The organism is bacterium SCSIO 12696, from assembly GCA_024397955.1.
Taxonomy (GTDB): domain Bacteria; phylum Pseudomonadota; class Gammaproteobacteria; order Pseudomonadales; family Porticoccaceae; genus SCSIO-12696.
Genome location: CP073744.1, coordinates 2,485,330 through 2,501,609, shown reverse-complemented (window position 1 = coordinate 2,501,609; position 16,280 = coordinate 2,485,330). Strand labels below are relative to the sequence as shown.

11 protein-coding genes are annotated in these 16,280 nt (G+C 51.1%); 6 read left to right on the top strand and 5 right to left on the bottom strand.

All coding sequences use genetic code 11. The features are described from left to right. Positions 1–161: 161 nt before the first annotated feature. Positions 162–1,868, top strand: coding sequence for a hypothetical protein (locus KFE80_11530; GenBank protein UTW45001.1), 1,707 nt, complete (start codon positions 162–164; stop codon positions 1,866–1,868). Positions 1,869–2,239: 371 nt separating this feature from the next. Here KFE80_11530 and KFE80_11525 read toward each other — a convergent pair whose 3' ends face one another. Continuing rightward, on the bottom strand, positions 2,240–4,294 hold the full coding sequence (locus tag KFE80_11525; GenBank protein ID UTW45000.1) for a dihydrofolate reductase: 2,055 nt from the start codon (positions 4,292–4,294) through the stop codon (positions 2,240–2,242). A gap of 265 nt (positions 4,295–4,559) precedes the next feature. Between KFE80_11525 and katG the strand changes: the two genes are divergently transcribed. The 5 genes from katG (at position 4,560) to KFE80_11500 (ending at position 9,321) form a co-directional block, all read left to right on the top strand. Further along, positions 4,560–6,794: a catalase/peroxidase HPI gene (katG, locus tag KFE80_11520; GenBank protein ID UTW44999.1), complete on the top strand. Its 2,235-nt coding sequence runs from the start codon at positions 4,560–4,562 to the stop codon at positions 6,792–6,794. A 115-nt stretch (positions 6,795–6,909) separates the two neighbouring features. Then, the gene (locus KFE80_11515; GenBank protein UTW44998.1) at positions 6,910–7,260 is read left to right on the top strand and encodes a type II toxin-antitoxin system RelE/ParE family toxin; all 351 of its coding nucleotides are present in this window, start codon (positions 6,910–6,912) and stop codon (positions 7,258–7,260) included. Further along, positions 7,257–7,544, top strand: a complete 288-nt coding sequence (locus tag KFE80_11510) for an XRE family transcriptional regulator (GenBank protein UTW44997.1) — start codon at positions 7,257–7,259, stop codon at positions 7,542–7,544. Before KFE80_11515 ends, KFE80_11510 begins: the two co-directional genes overlap by 4 nt. 153 nt (positions 7,545–7,697) lie before the next feature. Then, on the top strand, positions 7,698–8,069 hold the full coding sequence (locus KFE80_11505; GenBank protein UTW44996.1) for a VOC family protein: 372 nt from the start codon (positions 7,698–7,700) through the stop codon (positions 8,067–8,069). Between the two features lie 205 nt (positions 8,070–8,274). Further along, entirely contained in the window at positions 8,275–9,321 is a 1,047-nt protein-coding gene (locus KFE80_11500; GenBank protein UTW44995.1) for an HlyC/CorC family transporter, read from the top strand. 91 nt (positions 9,322–9,412) lie between these two features. On the opposite strand, the gene KFE80_11495 is transcribed toward KFE80_11500, so the two are convergent. The 4 genes from KFE80_11495 to KFE80_11480 all read right to left on the bottom strand — a co-directional run bounded on the left by KFE80_11495 (position 9,413) and on the right by KFE80_11480 (position 16,237). After that, positions 9,413–10,540 carry a hypothetical protein gene (locus KFE80_11495; protein ID UTW44994.1) on the bottom strand — a complete coding sequence of 376 codons (1,128 nt, stop codon included), beginning with the start codon at positions 10,538–10,540 and terminating at the stop codon, positions 9,413–9,415. An 80-nt stretch (positions 10,541–10,620) separates the two neighbouring features. Beyond that, positions 10,621–11,616: an HNH endonuclease gene (locus KFE80_11490; GenBank protein ID UTW44993.1), complete on the bottom strand. Its 996-nt coding sequence runs from the start codon at positions 11,614–11,616 to the stop codon at positions 10,621–10,623. 49 nt (positions 11,617–11,665) lie between these two features. Then, positions 11,666–14,068, bottom strand: a complete 2,403-nt coding sequence (locus tag KFE80_11485) for a DUF2075 domain-containing protein (protein ID UTW44992.1) — start codon at positions 14,066–14,068, stop codon at positions 11,666–11,668. A 561-nt stretch (positions 14,069–14,629) separates the two neighbouring features. Next, on the bottom strand, positions 14,630–16,237 hold the full coding sequence (locus KFE80_11480; protein UTW44991.1) for a hypothetical protein: 1,608 nt from the start codon (positions 16,235–16,237) through the stop codon (positions 14,630–14,632). Between the last annotated feature and the right edge of the window lie 43 nt (positions 16,238–16,280).

Below are 16,280 nucleotides of genomic sequence, written 5' to 3'. Positions count from 1 at the left end.
CAGGCGGGAATCCAGAAGCCACTATATTCCGAGGCCTCAGCGCCATAACAGCTATGGATCCCCACCTGCGCGGGGATGACGATCGCCTTATCCGTGACCCGCGGCAAGCAGCTCTATGCTTGTCTATACTCATAACCACCTTCCACACAGAAGACCAGACTATGAAACCGATCTATCGCCCTTTACTGGCGGTGGTATTGTTGTTTTTGCCGTCTGCCTGCAGTCAGGATTCGTCCCGAGGTAACGACACCACCACCGTAAAAACCGCAGATGCGCCCAACCCAAATGAAGCACAACTCTACCAGGGGTTTGGCAACTACCAACGGGTGATCAGCACCCAATCTGAGCAGTGCCAACGCTGGTTTAACCAGGGCATGCAACTGCTCTACGGTTTTAACCACGACGAAGCCATCCGCTCCTTTGAAGCGGCAGCCCAATCAGATCCCACTCACCCCATGCCCCACTGGGGCATTGCCTATGCCAACGGCATTAACATCAACGACCCTGAAATGACCGAGCAACGCTCTTTGGCAGCACGAGCCGCTGCGGATCAAGCCATGGCATTAATCGACAACGCCTCGGCGGTGGAAAAAGCCTTAATTACCGCGGTGGATGTGCGCTACACCCTGCCCATTCCGGAGGATCGCACGCCTCTGGATCAGGCTTATGCCGACGCCATGGGCAAAGCCAACCAGCAATTCCCCGGTGACAATGACGTCGCGGCACTGTACGCGGAATCCCTGATGAACCTGCAACCCTGGGATTACTGGGACAGACAGGGCAACCCCAAAGGCCGCATCAACGAAGTCATCGCAACCCTGGAAACCGTATTGGCACAAGACCCCAATCACCCCGGCGCCAGCCATTTCTACATTCATGCGGTAGAAGCCTCTACCAATCCAGACCGGGCAATACCTGCAGCTGACACCCTGCGATCACTGGTACCTGGCTCAGGACACTTGGTGCATATGCCATCCCATATTTACATTCGGGTGGGCCGCTACGCCGATGCGGTGGATTCCAATGCCGCTGCCGTGGGAGCAGACCGAGCCTATTTTTCCCGTGCTCCAGAACCGCAGATGTACGCCATCTACTACGCACACAATCTGCACTTTCTGGCTTACGCGGCGATGATGTCTGGCCGTTACCAAGACGCCATCACCGCCGCTCGCGCACTGGAAGCGGAAATGCCTGAGCAGCCACTGCGGGAATTCGCCGGCTTGATCGAAGGCATTATGCCCACCACGTTTCATGTGCTGATTCGCTTTGGGAAATGGGAGCAGGTGCTGGAGGAGCCCGACTATCCGGAGTATCGGCTGGTCAGCCGGGCGGTGCGCCGCTACGCCCGCTCCATCGCCTATTCCGCTCTCGGCCAAACCAGCCTGGCGCGGGAAGAAATGGCTGCTTTCAATGACGCCAGCGCAAAAATACCCAGCGAGTGGCACATTTTTAACAACCCGGTTGGCAAAGTGTTGCCCATTGCCAAAACCATGATTGAAGGCGAACTGCTGTTTCGCGAAGGCAAACGGGAACAGGCCTACCAACTGTTGCGAGAAGGCATAGCTGTCGAAGACTCCCTGGTGTACGACGAGCCGCCAGGCTGGATGCTGCCAGTACGCCACGCGTTAGGCGCGCTATTAATGGCCGATGGACGCTTTGCAGAAGCCGAAAGCGTGTACCGCGAAGACCTGGAGCACAACCGCAATAACGGCTGGGCACTGCTCGGCTTGCGCCAGGCGCTGGCGGCACAAATGAAAGAAACGGAAGCCAATCAGATTGGCAAACGCTTTTACAGCGCGTGGGCCAAAGCAGACACCCACCCCAACTCCTCTTGCTACTGCGAACCGGGGGTAGATCCAGCACGGTAAGATATTTCCTACAAAAAAATCCGTTTTTTGCCAATAGTCTCACCGGGGCCACTGTGGAATTATAGACCCATCGCAGGAAGCGTAAGGACTTAAGGATTAGCAGCCAGGGAGGTTGCCGGATAGGAAAAGGAATCCACAAGGACGACTGTTAAGGATAACAAACCATCGACGGCCACCCGCAAGGGTGGCCGTTTTAGGTTATGGCGTTTGGTGACCAAATTCGTGCGCGCATTACTGTGCGACAGTATCTCCACACCGCCATGCCCGCGCAGGCGGGCATTCAGACACATCAGTGTTTCAAGCTTTAGTCTCGCATTCAGCATGGATCTCCGCCTACGCGGAGATGACAGCATATTTAAGCTTTTCAGCGGTTAATTCACCAACGGCAGGTTGGAATAACGCTCGCCGTAATCCAACATCTGTTGGGTAAAGTCGTCTGGGTATTCCACTTTGATGTCAGCTATCTCATGATCCTGTATCACCGGCACCAGGCGCGGGTTGATAAAACCGCCATAGGGAGCAATATTCAGCTCTTCGGAACGCGCCAGCACCTCGCTGTGAAGGCTCTCATCTACCTGTACGCCGTAGGTTTCTATCAAGTTGCGGCCCGCGTCGTAATCCCCTTCGGATTTGATGCGCTGAATTTCATTGAGCAACTGGCCGAACAAAGTGCGCAGCTTGTCGTAGTCGTTGACCACAAAGTAGGTTTTGCCATCCACCACTTTGCGCTCTACCACCTTGTCGGCAGCGCCTTTTTCAAGCACCCAGGAAGACACCATGTGGCGATTGCGCATATGGGCCTGCTCAATAATGGCACCGGGTTCCAAACGGCGAAGCTGTAACATCAAGCCATTGCGGATGTAATTTTCGTAAGCGGCTTTACCTACTTCCATACTGTCCAGCACACCGATTTCCACCAGCTTGGGATCGGTTATGTAATACAGCGCTACCAGATCGGCACGAGCCTCTTCCAGCGCAGACGCGTAGTTTTTCAAGGTTTCCTTGGGCGTACCCACACCGGGGTTTAGCTTGCCCGATGCGTGACCAATAACTTCGTGCAGGCTGGTCATCAATTTGCCCGCCCGGCGGCCATGGGTCTTGGCACGTTTTACTTCGTCCTCGCTAAAACTGAATTCCTCCAGCAGCCCCTTGCCTTTGCCCTCGTCGTAAGCGGCAACAATATTGCCCAAGCTCACGGACTTGGAGCCGTGCTTGGCGCGAATCCAGTTGGCGTTGGGCAGGTTGACGCCGATGGGGGTAGAGGGCGACGCATCCCCCGCTTCGCCCGCTACAGACACCACCTTGTAGGAAATACCCACTACGTTTTCTTTTTTGTGGGCGGCGTCGATGGGCGACTGATCCTCAAACCACTGGGCATTGTTCGCCACTACTGCCATTTGCTCAGAGGCGGCGAAGTCGTTGACTTCGACAATATTTTCGAACGACCCGCGGTAGCCCATGGGGTCGTTGTACACCTCGATAAACGAGTGAATGTAATCGATATCCCCCTCGGTGGCCCCAGCCCAGGCGATGTTGTAGGCGTCCCAGGTTTTCAGGTCACCGGTGCGGTAGTACTCAATCAGCAACTTCAACGCGTCTGCCTGAGCGGGGTTTTCCGCCACCGTCACCGCTTTTTCCAACCAGGGAATAATTTTGGCAATGGCCTCCCCGTACATTCCATTCAGGTGCCAAACTTTTTCTTCCAACTCACCGTTGGCATTGCGCACCAGTTTCGAATTCAAACCATAAGAAATCGGCTCGGGGTCGGCTTTATCAATTTTGGCGGCGTAATATGCCTCCGCTTCTGCCTGGGTAATATCCGGGCCATAAAAGTTGGTGGCTGAAGCCAGCAGCAAATCCTTGCTGGGGTCCAGGCTCACTTTTTTGGCGTCTACCGCCGGGTCGAACATCGCGGTTAACACCCCATCATTGAGCGAGGCTCCGCTTTCCTGCAGCAGCTGCACAAAGTAATCGCGGCTGAACTCGGGAATAAACTTATCCATGGAGTAGTGGTGGTGAATGCCATTGGAGAACCACACCCGCTTGGTGTAGGTCATAAAAGCCTGCCACTCCGCAGCGGATTTATCACCGTTGTAATTGCGCACAATGGCTTCCAGAGCATGGCGAATGGCCAGGTTGTGGCGGTAATTTTGGTCCCAGAAAATATCCCGGCCTTCATAACCCGCCTGGGTCAGGTAATAGGCGAGTTTTTTCTGCTGCAGGCTCAGACGATCCCAGTCGGGAATCTGGTAACGCAGAATTTTCAGGTCGGCAAACTGCTCGGTCTGCCACACAAATGCTTGTTCAGCCTGAGCCTGCTCACTGGCAGGCTGGGCAGTCGCCGGTGCCGACTGTTGAGTTTGAGATGCGTCGCAACCTACCAGGGCGACCGCTGCCGCCAAAGACAAAATTTTCAAGTTTTTCATAAGGCTATCGTTTTATTGCTCTAAGAATGACGGGCCATTGTAGGTAGCCGAGCCCAGCTGGGCAAAGCCATCTGGGCAACTCGGCAGGGATTGCTACGTAAGGAATTATTGACAGTTTCACCACCGCAAACCCCCTCGATAAAACAAACCTATCTGCAAAATAAACAAAATCGATTTCATTTATGGATGGCGGAAACCAATACTTTCATCACGCGCTGTTCCACACCAAATTGCGGTATTTATGAATAAACAGGAGGTAGTCCCCATGTTAATGAAGATGAAACCCTTGGCCCTCGCCCTGGCGGTAGCCCTAACCCCATTGGCGGCCATCAACACGGCTGAGGCAGACGGTCACCACTCTGGAAAACCCAAGTCCAACCAATTCTGGTGGCCCAACCAAGTCGACCTGAGCCCTCTGCGCCAACACGGTATTGAATCCAATCCGTTCGGCGACCAGTTTAACTACGCCGAAGCCTTTAAACAGCTCGACCTGAACGAGGTGAAGTCCGACATCGAAAAACTGATGACCGAATCCCAGGACTGGTGGCCCGCTGACTACGGCCACTACGGCCCGTTCTTTATTCGCATGGCCTGGCACAGCGCCGGTGTATACCGTGTGGCCGATGGCCGCGGTGGTGCCGCCGGTGGCCAACAGCGCTTTGAGCCGCTGAACAGCTGGCCCGACAACGCAAACCTGGACAAAGCCCGCCGCCTGCTGTGGCCCATCAAGAAAAAGTACGGCCGCAATCTGTCCTGGGCCGACCTGATGGTACTCACCGGCAACGTAGCACTGGAATCCATGGGCTTTAAAACCTTCGGTTTTGCCGGTGGCCGCGAAGACGACTGGGAAGCCGACCTGGTGTACTGGGGCCCGGAAAATGAATTCCTCGCTGAAAAACGTTACACCGGCGACCGCAAGCTGGAAAAACCCCTGGCCGCCGTACAAATGGGCCTGATTTACGTCAACCCGGAAGGCCCCAACGGTGTGCCCGACCCACAACTGTCGGCCAACGACATTCGCGAAACCTTTGGCCGCATGGCCATGAACGACGAAGAAACCGTGGCCCTGATTGCCGGTGGCCATACCTTTGGTAAAGCCCACGGTGCCGCCAAGCCCGAAGGCAAAGTCGGCCCCGAACCCGCCGCTGCCGGTATTGAAGAACAAGGCTTTGGCTGGACCAGCAGCCACAAAAGCGGCAACGCCGAACACACCATCACCAGTGGCCTGGAAGGTGCGTGGACGGTAAACCCCACCAAATGGACTCACAACTTCCTGCAAAACCTGTTTGGCTTTGAGTGGGAAAAAACCCGCAGCCCCGCCGGTGCTATCCAATGGGTACCTGTAGACGGCCAGGCATCCACTCTGGTACCCGATGCCCACATTCCCGGCAAGCGTCACGCGCCTATCATGCTCACCAGTGACCTGGCGCTGAAGGTGGACCCAAGCTACCGCAAGATTTCCAAGCGCTTTTTGGACAACCCGGAAGAATTTGAACTGGCCTTTGCCAAAGCCTGGTTCAAACTCACCCACCGCGACATGGGCCCCCGCGCCCGCTACCTGGGCAGCGACGTGCCCGGCGAAGCCCTGCTGTGGCAAGACCCGGTACCGGCAGTTGACCACGCTCTGGTGAACGCCAGCGATGTGAAAAAACTGAAGGCCAAAGTACTGAAATCCGGCGTTAGCGTACCGGCGCTGGTAAGAACCGCCTGGGCCTCTGCCGCCAGCTTCCGTGGCACCGACCTGCGCGGTGGCGCCAACGGCGCACGCATTCGCCTGGCTCCACAAAAAGACTGGGCGGCCAATAACCCGGCGGAATTAGAAACCGTGCTAGCCAAGCTGGAGAAAATCCAGAGTGACTTCAACCGCAAATCCAAGAGCCGCAAAATCTCTCTGGCGGATATGATTGTGCTGGCTGGTAGTGCTGCAGTTGAACAGGCAGCGAAAGACGCGGGCCACAAGGTAAGCGTGCCGTTTACCCCAGGCCGCACCGACGCTTCCCAGCAGCAAACGGATGTCTCCTCATTTGCCGTGTTGGAGCCCAAAGCTGACGGCTTCCGCAACTACTACAGTGACGGCAGCAGCCACTCGCCCACCAATATGCTGATTGACAAAGCGAACCTGCTGAACCTCACGGTGCCGGAAATGACCGCATTGGTAGGCGGCCTGCGAGCACTGGATGCCAACACCGGTGGCGCCAAGCACGGCGTATTCACCAGCAAGCCTGGCACACTCAGCAATGACTTCTTCGTCAACCTGCTGGATATGTCTACCCACTGGAAAAAATCCGGTGAAGGTTTGTACGAAGGCCGCGACCGCAAAACCGGCGACGTGAAGTGGACCGCCACCCCGGTTGACCTGCTGTTTGGCTCCCACGCCGAACTGCGCGCCATCGCCGAAGTGTACGCCGCCAACGACGGGGAAGATAAATTCCTCAGCGACTTTGTGGCCGCCTGGAACAAGGTGATGATGCTGGACCGGTTTGATGTGGCGGGCAAATAAGTAAAAGCCCTCTATCACTCAACCACCCCAAAGCCCCGCCCGTAAGGATGGGGTTTTTTAATATCCCGATATAAGCATTTGTTGCATTCTGTATAAAATTTTATACAATGCTTTTATGGAAAGGATTCTAAAGCCAATTTATTGGGAGGGAACCAGCAAATCCGATTTGCTTGGTTTCCCAAACGATGCCAAGCAGGCTGCGGGCTATCAGCTTCATCGCCTTCAACAAGGAAACGACCCTCTGGACTGGAAGCCGTTAAAGAATTTGGGCAAAGGAATCAGTGGTGTTTATGAAATACGGATTTGGGCAGACGATGGGACTTATCGGGTCGCCTATGTCACAAAGCTGAAAGACGGAATAACCGTATTGCACTGCTGGCAAAAAACAACACAGGCCACTGCCAAACCAGACATAAAAACCATTACTGACCGCTACAAAGCAGCCAAACAGAGGCTGGCGATATGACAAATAAAGCAACTGAAACAGTAACCACAGGCAGTGTTTTCGACGATCTTGATTTCGACCCAGGTGAAGCAGAGCAGCTAAAACTCAAAGCAGCCCTGTTCGACACCATCGTCAACCACATGAAAGAACACAACCTGACCCAACAACAGGCCGCTGACGCAATGGGCGTGCAACGTTCACGTGTTGGTGACATCTGCCGAGGCAAAACAGCAGGGTTTACGATTGATGCCTTGGTGGCCATGGCAGCTCGTGTTGGGCTCCACCCCTTGCAAATTGCCGCTTAACTGCTCCGGAACTTCATTACTCACGCACCTGGGCACACCTTTTTTTGCAACGCTGCGGAGAATTCGCCGCCCACATCTGTCTATAGCTGATCTGTTTATCGACCCACCCTGGAACTAATACCAACAACAAGTACCAACACATGAGGAATCACCATGCTGGGATACACAACCATTGGCACCAAAGACCTGGCCAAAGCCACCGCCTTTTACGACGCACTGCTGGAGCCAATTGGCGGCAAGCAGCTGATGGGGCTGGATCGTATTAAGTTCTACGGCGACGGCAAAGGCGGCGCCATGCTGGCGGTTTGCACCCCCTCCGACGGCGGCGAGCAAAGCTGCGGCAACGGCCAAATGATCGCCATACCCGGCGGCTCGGAAGAAGGTGCTGACGCCCTGTACAACAGAGCACTTGAACTGGGCGCTACCTGCGAAGGCAAACCCGGCTGGCGTACCGACTTTTTCTACGGCGGCTATGTTCGCGACCTGGATGGCAACAAGATCTCGTTTTATCACATGAACTTGTAAAAGCCCTCCCCCGCCCTGAAACTGCTGAATGGTTTCAGGGCGGGATTACTCATCCTCTGGCAAGCCAGCCAAACCACAAGCAATCACCCCCCTTCCCTGTAAAAACAAGCGCACCAGCCGCCGCTTGCGACTTGATTCCCGTTATTCCCTATAATGCCTATCCCCTGTAATCGGGCACTGCAAACTACCTGGGCTCAAGGCAACCATGACACTGCTATTAATCTACTTGACCATCGCTATTGGAGTATCTTTTCTCTGTTCGATCCTTGAAGCGGTGCTGCTATCGGTTACCCCCAGCTACGTTGAACAAGTCCGCGAAAAGAGCCCGCGCCGGGGCAAGCAACTGGCTCATGTAAAAACCCATATCGATGAATCGCTGTCCAGCATTTTGATACTCAACACGTTCGCGCACACCATGGGTGCAGCGGGTGTTGGCTCTCAAGCACTGCAAGTGTTTGGTCCGGAATGGGAAACATTAATTGCCATATTACTGACGCTGGCCATTCTGTACTTCTCAGAAATCATCCCCAAAACTCTGGGGGCAACCTTCTGGCGGCCACTGTCGGTGCCGTCTGCCTATACCATCTCCTGGCTGGTAAAAATTGTCTATCCACTGGTGTGGCTGTCGACGCGCATCACCCACCTGTTCAGCAAAAACAAAGGCGCTGAAATCACCCGAGATGAAATTATTGCATTGGCCTCAATCAGCCATAAAGACGGCACCTTGTTTACCCAGGAAAACCAATACTTGTCCAACCTCTTGAGCATGAGAGACGTGAACGTGGAAGATATTCTGACGCCGCGAAGCGTTGTGCACATGCTGCAAGAATCTTTGACCGTCACCGAAGCACTGGACAACCCCAAAAGCCGCCAGTTCTCTCGCATCCCCACCTATGGCAAGACCACCGATGAAGTGACCGGCTGTGTATTTCGTACAGACCTATTTGAAGCGGAACGCAGTGGCGACGGCGACAAAGCCATTAGAGAACTGGCAAAAAATATCACCCGTGTTTCCGAAAAACTGCCCGTCTACAAAATGCTGGATATGTGTATTAAACGCAAAATCCATCTTGCACTGGCAGAAGATGAATTCGGTCAAACGTCAGGTGTAGTGACACTGGAAGATGCCATTGAAACCCTGCTTGGCCGTGAGATTGTTGATGAGAGTGATCCGGTTGAGGATATGCAGGAATTGGCGAAAAGGAAGTTTCGGGATCGGTTGAGGAAGGTTAAGGAGGATGAGTCTGACTAAAGACCGCTGGCTCAAGCTCTTGAGAATTCAATTGATCTTTGGGCAAATAAACGCACGACAGAGAGTGTAACCAAGCAAGATTCGCATACATCTAAGTAAGCGGCCTAAGTAATGGCTCTAACCTTTCCACCAGCCCTACCTCTTTGGCGCAAACGTCAGCATGTTGGTTCTGAATCCAATAAGGTTGAATATACTTCAAAATATTTTGTGCAGGGAACACAAGCACTCCCATTAAGAGCTTGAAACGAGCCTCCTTGGAAAACAATTTTTGCAATTCTCGTTTAACAGCATTTAAGTCTGCTGGATACTCTTGAAACACTGCAACTATGCCAGAATGGCCATATTCGGATATCTGATCATTCGCTTTAAAAATACCATTTAGAAATAGCCGTTTAATATAGAAGTTTTCCGAGAATTCCGGAATCTCAATCCTATCCTTAAAGCTATCGTTATCTGAGAACAGTTGGCACTTGCCTCTTCCTGCAACCTCGAAATACGCTGAAGTTCGACCAAATTTCAGCGATTCTTTTATCTTGGCAACTATAGGGTAAGCATCCATCTGTGCAGCCAACTGATAGGGTGTCAATTGATAGGGGTAACCATAGTCATGAATATCTAGCGGCTCTAAGTCTCGTTGGAAATTTAGCGTTATTCCATCGGGTGTAGCATCAGAGAGAATCTGGGAGAACACACGCTGATAATTTTCAATCCAAGGCTCCCCCGGCCCCCTTGCCAGCCTTTTACATTCGACCACAAAACCACAGTCATTAAACCTAGCTGAAATATCAGGCCGTTTCCCTCCATTTGGCTTAGGGACAATAAAGCTAACCTCACACCCAATCTTCTGCAGGCAGTTCGCCATGAATAGCTCAAGCTCCGAGCTGTGGCTGTGTTGGACAGTTTTATAATCACGCAGTACGCGGCCAAAACCCACCAAGGATGACAAATCTGACAAATAGCCCGAGACCCTCAGTAAGTTTGATATATCAGGCATACCAAACTGAGCAATTTGGCTCCGAGCTATCGGGTGAGAGAAAATTTCACCACCCAGCGACTGAACCCAATCTGAATTGAAGGTATCTGCCAAACGCGAGAATCTCGACTCCAACTCGTCATCACTCAAAGCAATCTGATTGCGCCAGGTTGGTTTCAACCACCACTGACTAGACCAAATGTCGCCTGTCTCTTGGGCATATGCCAGCCTCGCCTCGAAATCCATTAGTCAAAACACCTAGGCTTCAAGCAATTCAGCATCTAGGGTAAAAGAAAGGGTCAGATCAAACATAATCGCGCTCTAAATCAGAGCTTTATCCGTGCCTGCAAAAACACATTACCCCTATGATATTCCAGATATTTAACCTGCTCTTCTGAGAACCCGCCAACATTCACGCGCCTTTTAGTTTCCACTCCCATTCTCTCCAAAGACAAAAGGTCCGCGACCGGTGACAAGAGTAGCTCCCCTGAATTTTCAAACGAAATAAACCCACGATCGAATAGATGATCAATAGTAGGAGTCAGCAGCAAGCCGTTACAGCCACTCAAACGTTCTTCACTATTACCACAATATCTCCAGGGCTTGATATGGCTAGCACGCAAGTGCTCTATTCGATCAACATGAGTCAATCGACATTTGCTCTCAATTCTCCTGACTCTACTTTTAAACTCTCCTTGCCCCCTACGAGCAACCACCAGGGCTTCACGCTCTGTTTGCTCTAATGAATCATCAAGCATTAGGCTCTGGACAAGTGAGTTTTCCCAAAGAGTCAAACTATCCAGCTTGCTTGCAGAGTCTTCGGTGAGTTTTGTTTCCTTAACACCACCCAGATAGCTAGAAAGCAGCTTTGCCTCTTCACCGATAAGGTCAATTAGCTTTGTGGCTAGCATAGGGTTGACTGTTGTCAAATAAACACCTTGATTCCCGCGCCCTGTCCTCTGCAATGGCGAGTACCTCTCTGGTAGGCATGACTCAAGAACATTTATGTAGTCTGCCGGGCGGATCTTGTGGTCAAGTTGATGGTATTTAACATCAATCCTCCAGCCAACATCTCCCCAATAGCTGCCAGTAGAACCAAATTCAGTTGGCTTTGGCATACCAACCGCGACACTCTGGGCAACACCAATGGACTGAATATAGGTCCCTGCAAAACAGAAAATCAGATCCCCTGGAGCGACCTCACGCATAAACTCATAGAATGGATTTCGTCTTCCATTCGCACTGACTTTGGGAGACCACAGATAGCCACCAGCCAACTCGTGCTTATAAGTTTGATTCTGGTTAACCCACCAGTACCTCATCAGAAGCCTTCTCTATTGTGATTTTTAAGAAGTGTTCTTCGAATGTAGATCACCCCACTACCGCCACATACTCACCAACTACCACCAAGCTACCAATCTCATCCCCTATCAACTCTATATCCACAAACCCATTCACAGTCGTCAGTGGCCTCAATACAATCTTCTGATGCCCCCAGGTGTCATCATCACTGACCACCTTCTCGCTGTGATAACTCTTCACCGTGTATTGCCCGCCCAATTCGGGGCACTGGATATTGCTGTGCTGTACCAGTACTATTTTGCCTTGGCGGCTACCACCAGAATCAGTCTTGAACAAGCACCAGGAGCCATTGGGAATCCGTTTATTCATGGACTCGCCAACCACCTGCACCACAAAGTATCCGGGTTTGTGAGCAAAGGGCTCAGGTAACTCAACCCAGTCACAGCCATCCACCAACTGAGCTTCGCTGAATTCACCCGCCGCCGCTTTCAGGTCGAAGATTGGCACGGCGTTTTCGTATGGGATTACTTGGTCTGTGTCGACCAACTTTAGGGGCATATCAAGGTATTTGGATTGGCTGGTTTGCTGCTGTTCTACAGCCATCTGATGCACAGCAGCTTTAAAATATTCATTGGTTTCAGGATCTGTCGAATACAAATAGCAACCTTTCTGCCCCCGAGTCATCAGCGTCCGATAGGTGTTCTTGATAATGCGATCAGCTTTTTCTCTGGCAGCGTCCGGCTGCTCTTTAAATAGCTTTTTATAACCTTTAATTGAGGAATCCATTTTCGAACGATTAGTGGCCTCGGTAACTACCTCACCATTACGCACGACTAAATCCGGGCCGAGAATCACTCCCACATAATCCAGCTCCAGCCCTTGGCAGGTATGAATACAACCCACTTCGTTGACGGAGTTACCGGCGATGATCCAGGTAAAACCGTCTTTGTTGAGGTTCCACTGGGCCTCGAAGCTGTGCTCCGGGATCACAATATCCATCGCGGCGACATCGCCGCCTTTCTTGTTCGGATCACTGATCCAATCCCAACAGTAACCCGCCACCATTCTTGCCTTGTTGGCCAGTAGGTTCTTTTCCCTAATGGCTTGTCGCATCTCGTTGGGATCGTCAAAAACCCTAAAGTCGTAGTCGATTCCCTCAAGTGAGGTGTTAGCCGTATGTCTCACTTGCAAGGCATCATCCACCCAGGCCAGGTAACCATCCGAGCCGTTGCAGCGAAATTGGGATTCAAGCTTTAGCTCTTGAACGTTAGCTCCCAAGTTTTCGGCCCATTTGTGAACCTCGGCCTTGCTGCCAATATCACTCCAAGTCACTGTTTGGTCTTCATCAATAAAGAAAATGGTTAGCTTGGCAGCATGGATCAACTCTTTGACCTGGTTTTCACTGAACTTGTTGTAGCGGTTCTTTTCAATCAAGCGGTGTGATTCATCGACGATCAGCGCATCAAAGTAGCTGGGCTCAACACCGGTATACGAGGCAGAGCCTTTAAACAGGTTGTCTATTCGGCTTTTCTTCTCAGTGCCCTTGAGGTGTGCGCTGTAAACAGCTCGAGGGGCGGCATTCTTGGACACATATTGCGCCACCAGTTGTCTCTTGGTGAGTTCAACCAGCAGGTTAATAGCAACTACGGATTTACCCGTGCCCGGACCACCCTCGACGATCAGCACTTGTTTACTATTAGTACTCGCATTGCAGGCTAGATCCAGCGCTGTTTCATATACCAGCTTTTGGTCATCGATCATCAAGAATTCGGTATTACCCTTGAGCATCGACGCCAGACTATCCGCCAAACTTTTAGAGGGTTTGATCTTGCCGTGTTCAATTCGATACATGATGTCATCGGTATCGCCATATCGAACGTACTTTTTCAAAAAGGCATTGAGTTTGAGGGCATCTTTGGAGATAAAGACCGGCGCCTTGTTGGTGTGGGCTTGATAAAAGGGGTCGTTGATTGCAGCATCTGAATCTAGGTTATGCAGGTATGCACAGGGTTTGAGGGCAATCGCCTCTTCACGAACAGTCACGTTATAGTCTTCAATCAGTGCTGCATAGGTCCAGGCCTGATACGAGGGGTGGCTGGTATCCTGCAAACCACCACCCAATAAGGTGTTGACCACGCCATCTTTATTGGTAACGGCTACCGAACTCCACTGCTTGAGCTCGATAATGACTGCAGTATCCTGCCTATATTGGTCTTTGCCAGTCAGGATAAAGTCGACTCGTCTGCTGGTAAGGGGAATGACATATTCAATAGAGACGCCGGCATCATCTGGCAGCTCACTATCATTTACAACATTGAGCATGAATTGCATGGAGTTGCGCCACGAGGAGATTTCACTCTCGCTGCCACCGCTGATACCACGCCGCGTTACTTCGGCGACTATCTTCTCATGAATAGTGTTGCTGACCGTATCTTCGACAAACTCACGCTTGGTGGCAAAGTAGACAATCATCAGCCCGCAATATCTTTTGATTGTTTTATGTACATTCCCAGTACCCTTCCATGATCAGCACATAGATTGGCTTATCGCTTAGATAGGGTCAATGGCTCTCAGGGGGAATACCTTAGATCATGAGATTAAGATACAAAAGCCAAGCAGCGTGCATAAAACTCATGTCTTAAATACCCATAATATATTGATTTTATTGAAACTAACCCTAATGGCAGCTTTGCCCAGTCCACTACAAGTAGCGAACAATTTAGATTTTCCTGACGGTTACTATCCGGACTTAATAATGCGTCTCATACGCTATGACATTACACAGCCGATCACGCGAGTACTTCAGTAATATATTCCAGGCAAAAAAAATGGGAGCATTTGCTCCCATTTTGTCATCTGCGGGTACGCCTATACTCACTGCTCCGTTCAGATGCGCTATCTTGTGACCTTCGGTTGTCGCTAGAAGAGTAAATGGTCTCTTTTTTCCACTGCGGCCAGCTCTCCGTCTGACTCCGAGTGTACTCCAACTGCTCCTTCAACCAACCCTTGTCTTGACTCATAATACACCCCGCCTCATCTAGATTTTTCTTCCTTGTCGCTTTCATCCAATCCCAAAATGTTCGACTTGTCAAGCCAATAGCTGCAGGCCTGCTCAGAATCAATATAGACACCGAAATCCTCCGGGACGCGAGGATACGCTGTTTTTCCATCCCATTCTACTACTTTACCTCGATCATCCTTACGTTTCGGCATAGAGAAAAATTCCATATACCTCCTTGGGGCGACACCCACAAAGGACTCAAATGCAACCTTAAAATCACCACTTTCCCCATCCATCAAGACTGAGCCACTGTATAACTGCTTAGTCATACTTTTTGGGTAAGGCTCAATAAAAACAACACGCGAAATACCAGCCGCAATTATGTGGCGTGCACACATATGGCACGGAAATGTCGTGCAATACAGAGTTGCACCTTTGAGAGAAACGCCTCTTCTAGCAGCATCAGATATTGCCGCCATTTCAGCATGTACAATTCGGCCAAACTCAATCAAACTTGCTAAGCGAGTACCCTTTAAAACCTTGCTCTCATCTCCATATAAGATTGCTTCCACCAAATCTCCAACTTTTTCCTTAGCCTTTTTTTTCTCAAGCCATTCGTTCTCGGACATTCGCTGTAGCATTTCACCAACAATTTCTTCTTTCACCCGAACGGAAGAGTCCTTACCTAAAACGAACTCTCGGTCATCTCCCTCGTCACCGTCCCAGTATTGACCCCCACCCGATTTGGGGACTTCATTACAGCCTGTTGCAAGAATCTCTCCATCGCGAGAAGCAATCACTGCACCAACTTGTCGTGACAAATCGGCAGATCGGAGAGACGTTGCATGAGCCTGGAACAACCCAAACTCATCTATACTCGGTGTGTGATACGGATACTGAAACCAAGTTTCAATTGCCCTTGTTAGCTGTCTTTTCAACTCATCTCTTTTGCCCTCTCGAACAAATACATCGGACAATGGAAAAGTCTCACTCACATTTTGACCAAACCCCTCGACTTTAGACTTAGCGTCCTTCTGAACAAGCCGCTCCGCCTCTCCAATAAATTGGGACGTATCAGAACCGCAATAATTTGTGCTCGCGAATTTTTGGGAAAGCGCCTCTACTCGAACTGACTTGGGCGAATATACAGATATTGCCAAAAATGAATCGCCGTACACGTTTCTTAACGTATTGATTTCATTCGGGTGCTTTAGTGAATTAAGAATATACGCCTGCCTCGGAACCGGGTGCGGCGTCGAGCAACCACCTCTTCCTCGTTCGCTCTCGCTATCTAAGGTACGTCGCACACTAAATATGGCCTGAGTTGCCAAGATGGCCAAGATGTCACCTCTTTCGGTGTGTCTACGAAGAGAGTCTCCCGCCTCCATGTAAGCATCTATTCGTTTGTTCTCACACCCTCCTTCAAGTAGAGATAGTTCGTCCCCTTTCTCCAACTCACGTAAAATTGCGCTCATGCGAATCTCAGTGTGTTGATATTCGAGCGTATCAAGGACTTTACCTAACTCTTCTTGAACGAGTGAAAGGTCTGTTCCAACAGCTCCAACTAGCCCGATCACCAATTCCGGATCAGGTTTGCTACCCCAGACAAAACCATCGAAAGGAACATCATCAGAAGCCATTTATTCATCCTTACCATTATTCTAAATCCCAAGTATCTGAGCA